The following is a 3776-nucleotide window of genomic DNA, read 5'->3' as shown; positions in this document are numbered from 1 at the left end:
CACCGCCGCCCGGGCGACCGGCTCGGCGAAGCCGATGCCGTCCTGGGCGATCTGGTGCATGGTCAAGTAGCGGTCGCCCGCCGACAGTTGGAGGCGCAGGGCGGTGAAGGCGGTGGCGGCGACCAGCCGCCAGCGCTGGACCTCGCCCCGGCGCAGCCCGATGGCGGGGTTGACCGCGCCGTTGACGGTGAAGACGGACGGGACGCCGGTCACCCAGCTGCCCGAGGTGAAGGCGGGGACTTCGCCGTCCCGGAGCTTGAGCTCGTTGATGCAGACGACGACGTCGTCGGCCGCCTCGATCTCCGGCACCTCGTCGATGTCGCCCTCGACGACGATCACCCCGGCCATTCCTCCGACGATCTGCTCGGCGGTGGAGCCGTGCAGGTGCGGGTGGTACCAGTAGGTGCCCGCCGGGTGGTCGGCCGGGACGCAGATGGTCGTCGTGTACTGCGGCTCCGGGGCGTCGAGAGCCGCGTCCTCCTCGGTGAGCGGCGCGAACTCGCGCAGGACGTTGTCGGCGTCCCCGGACGGGGAGACGTGCATGCCGTGGGTGTGCAGGTTGAAGCTGTTCGCGTGGTGCGGCGTGTTGTGGTCGCCGTGGTGGAACGGCGGGTTGGGCGGCAGGCCGTTGACGTGCGTCAGCCGCAGGGTGTCCCCGGCGCGCACCCGCAGGGTCGGCCCCGGGATCGCCCCGTTGTAGGTCCGCGTGGTGATCGGGCCGTAGCCCGGGATGTCGACGTCCGTGAAGCGGACGTCGAGCGTCTGCTCGACCGTTCGCGTCGCCGGGCCGGACGCCGACCGCGAGGCCGTCACGGCCGGCTGCGGGAAGCACGCCGGTGCCGCTGTCGCTGCCGCGCGCTGCGCGGTCAGGATTCCCTCGGACGCCACGGCGAGGCCGGCGATGCTCTTGAGGACCAGACGGCGGCTGATCGCACCACTCTCTTCCATAAGCGGACAATCTAGATCAAATCGCCCGGCGAACCTTCGGTGGCGCACCGCCTTTGTCGGAGTTTCTGACCGTCCGATAATCGTACGGGCGTTCGAGCTCGGCTACGCTGGGCGGCATGACGTACCAGCTGCAGGGTTCGCTGTTCGACACCGGCGGCCCGGAGGCGGAACCCGCGCTAGGCCCCTTGGGCGGCATCGACCGGACGGAACTCGGACGCGGGGCGTGGATCGACGTGCTGCCCGGCTGGCTGAGCGGCGCCGACACGCTGTTCGAACGCCTGGTGGACCGGGTGCCGTGGCAGGCGGAGCGGCGCGAGATGTACGAGCGGGTGGTGGACGTGCCCCGGCTGCTGGCGTTCTACCACGAGGGCGACGCCCTGCCCGACCCCGTCCTGACCGGGGCCCGGGACGTGCTCGGCGCCCACTATCGGACGGAGCTCGGCGAGCCGTTCGTCACCGCCGGGCTCTGCTTCTACCGCGACGGCCGCGACAGCGTCGCCTGGCACGGCGACCGGATCGGCCGCGGCGACCGCGAGGACACCATGGTCGCCATCCTCTCGGTCGGCCAGGCCCGCCCCCTGCTGCTCCGCCCCCTGGGCGGCGGCGGCCCGACGGTGCGCCGCTCGCTCGGGCACGGCGACCTGCTGGTGATGGGCGGCTCCTGTCAGCGCACCTGGGAGCACGCCATCCCGAAGAGCGCCGGCGCGGTCGGCCCGCGGATCAGCATCCAGTTCCGCCCGCGCGACGTCCGCTGAGCCGTCGGGCGTTCGCCGGGCCGTCGGGCGTTCGCCGGACCCGTTGGCGGAATGGTCACCGAGGATCACCGGACGGACGTTTCTGCAGCTCAGTCAGATTCTCGGACTTGAATATTTACGAACGAGTGTTCGATGCTGGAGTCGTGCACATGTTCGAACGAGACTCGATCGACCCGTCCAATGCGGGCGCTTTCGCCCCATTTGCCCACAGTCGGGCGGGCGGCGGCGTTCGAACGCTCGAACGCGATCGAACGGTCGTTGTCCCGCTGCGGCCCGGCACCGCCCCCGCCCCCGAGGTCGTCCCGCCGGTCGTCGCCGAACCCGAACTGCTGCCCGTCCTGCCCGCCCTCGCCCCCCTGCTTCCCGGCGGCGGACTGCGCCCCGGCACCGCCGTCTCCGTCACCGGCGACACCGGACTGCTGCTCGCCCTGGGCGCCGGCGCCTTCACCGAGAAGACCGGGGACGCCGCCTGGGCCGCCGCGGTCGGACTCCCCGAACTCGGCCTGTCCGCCGCCGCCGGCTACGGCTACGACCTGCGCCGCCTGCTGCTCGCCGACCACCCCGGACCGCACTGGCCCGACGTGGTCGCCGCCCTCGCCGGCGCCGTCGGCCTGATCCTGCTGCGCCCCACCGGCCCCGTCGCCCCCGCCCTCGCCGCCCGCCTCACCGCCGTCCTGCGCCGCACCCGCTGCGCCCTCCTGGTCGCCGGCCCCTGGCCCGGCGCCACCCAGCGCCTCAGCATCCGCACCGGCCGCTGGTTCGGCCTCGGCGACGGCCACGGCCAACTCGCCGGCCGCCAGGTCGAAGCCGTCGCCGAAGGCCGCGGCACCGCGACCCGCCCCCGCACCGCCCACCTCTGGCTCCCCGACGCCACAGGCACCGCCCGCCCCCTCGCCCCGGCAGCCGAGCCCACCCTCACCCGCCCGGCCCTGGAGGCGGTCTGAGATGCGACCTCTTTCGGCTCCGCCGACTTTGGTGGCGCATCGTCAAATACCTGGCTGCGCACGGTCCGTCGAGCCTGCGATGCCCCGAGGGTTCCCGCCGTCGGCGGGTTGCCACCTGCGGTGCTGCGGCTGTCCGGTTTCGGCAGCGGAGGGTTGTGGCGCCTGTGGCCCGACGGTCGCGCGGACGAGTGTGCCGGGTGTCCGGAGCGTGGGGCGGGTCGTCGATGGTGGCTTCGCCGCCGTGAGCCGCCGACTCGGATGTGCTGTGCCTGCGGCGCCGCGGCTGTTCGGTTTCGGTGCCGACGGCCTGCGGCTTTCGCTGCTCCCGGCCTGCCGGCCCGGGCACGCTCGTCGGTGTCCGGGGCGAGAAGGGCTCGGGGTCGGGGCGGTTCATCGATGGTGGTCTCGCCACTGCGGGCCGCCGGCTCCGCCGGTGCGGCCTTCCGGCTCCGGCTCGGTGGTCGTGCGGGCGAGTGTGTCGGGTGTCCGGTGCGTGGGGCGGGTCGCCGAACAGCGGATCCGCCGCCGCGGCCTTCCGGCAGGTGGCTGCGTCCGGTCGTGGAGGTGTTTCTGATCCTTCGCCGACCCTGTCCTTTCGTTCCGTCTATTCCCCCCGAGTGACCAGCCATGAAGCACCCCAATCCGATTCGTAAGCCGGTGTCGTCCGTGAGCCGTGGTGGTGGCGGGCCGTTGTGGGGTACCGCGCGGGCGGGGGAAGGGGTGGTGGGGTGGGGGCCGGCGGGGCAGCGGGTGTTGGTGGTGTGGTGTCCGGACTGGCCGTTGGTGGCGGTCGGGCCGGTAGGTGGGGGCGCGGTGGCGGTGGTGGAGGGCGGCCGGGTGCTGGCGTCCTCGGATGCGGCGCGTGCCGCGGGGGTGCGTCGCGGGCAGCCGTTGCGGTTGGCGCAGCGGTTCTGCCCGGAGTTGCGGCTGCGTGACCGTGACGAGGAGGCGGAGGCGCGCAGGTTCGAGCCGGTGGTCGCGGCGGTCGAGGCGTTCACTCCGCGGGTGGAGGTGCTCCGGCCGGGGCTGTGCGCGATTCCGGTGAAGGGCCCGGCCCGGTACTTCGGCGGTGAGGAGGCGCTGGTGGCGGGGATCCGGGACGCGGTCGCCGCCGTCCTGGCGCAGACCT

General features: G+C 73.6%; 4 protein-coding genes. 3 read left to right on the top strand and 1 reads right to left on the bottom strand.

Features of this window, described 5'->3' with window-relative positions:
* The coding region (locus IEZ12_RS06640) for a multicopper oxidase domain-containing protein (protein ID WP_189271211.1) at positions 1–948 on the bottom strand (948 nt) is incomplete at its 3' end.
* 116 nt (positions 949–1064) lie between these two features.
* On the opposite strand from IEZ12_RS06640, the gene IEZ12_RS06635 reads away from it, so the two are divergent.
* From IEZ12_RS06635 to IEZ12_RS37855, 3 genes are all read left to right on the top strand, one after another.
* Positions 1065–1703, top strand: a complete 639-nt coding sequence (locus tag IEZ12_RS06635; protein ID WP_189271210.1) for an alpha-ketoglutarate-dependent dioxygenase AlkB — start codon at positions 1065–1067, stop codon at positions 1701–1703.
* Between the two features lie 149 nt (positions 1704–1852).
* A complete protein-coding gene (gene imuA', locus IEZ12_RS06630; RefSeq protein ID WP_229847336.1) occupies positions 1853–2647 on the top strand; it encodes a DnaE2-dependent mutagenesis accessory factor ImuA' in 795 nt (264 codons plus the stop codon).
* Between the two features lie 813 nt (positions 2648–3460).
* A partial coding sequence (locus tag IEZ12_RS37855) for a Y-family DNA polymerase (protein ID WP_444542889.1) occupies positions 3461–3776 on the top strand: 316 nt, incomplete at its 3' end.

It is taken from the genome of Kitasatospora griseola (assembly GCF_014648555.1).
GTDB lineage: Bacteria > Actinomycetota > Actinomycetes > Streptomycetales > Streptomycetaceae > Kitasatospora > Kitasatospora griseola.
The sequence above is the reverse complement of the archived record's forward strand: the minus strand, read 5'-3'. Positions and strand labels throughout refer to the sequence as shown.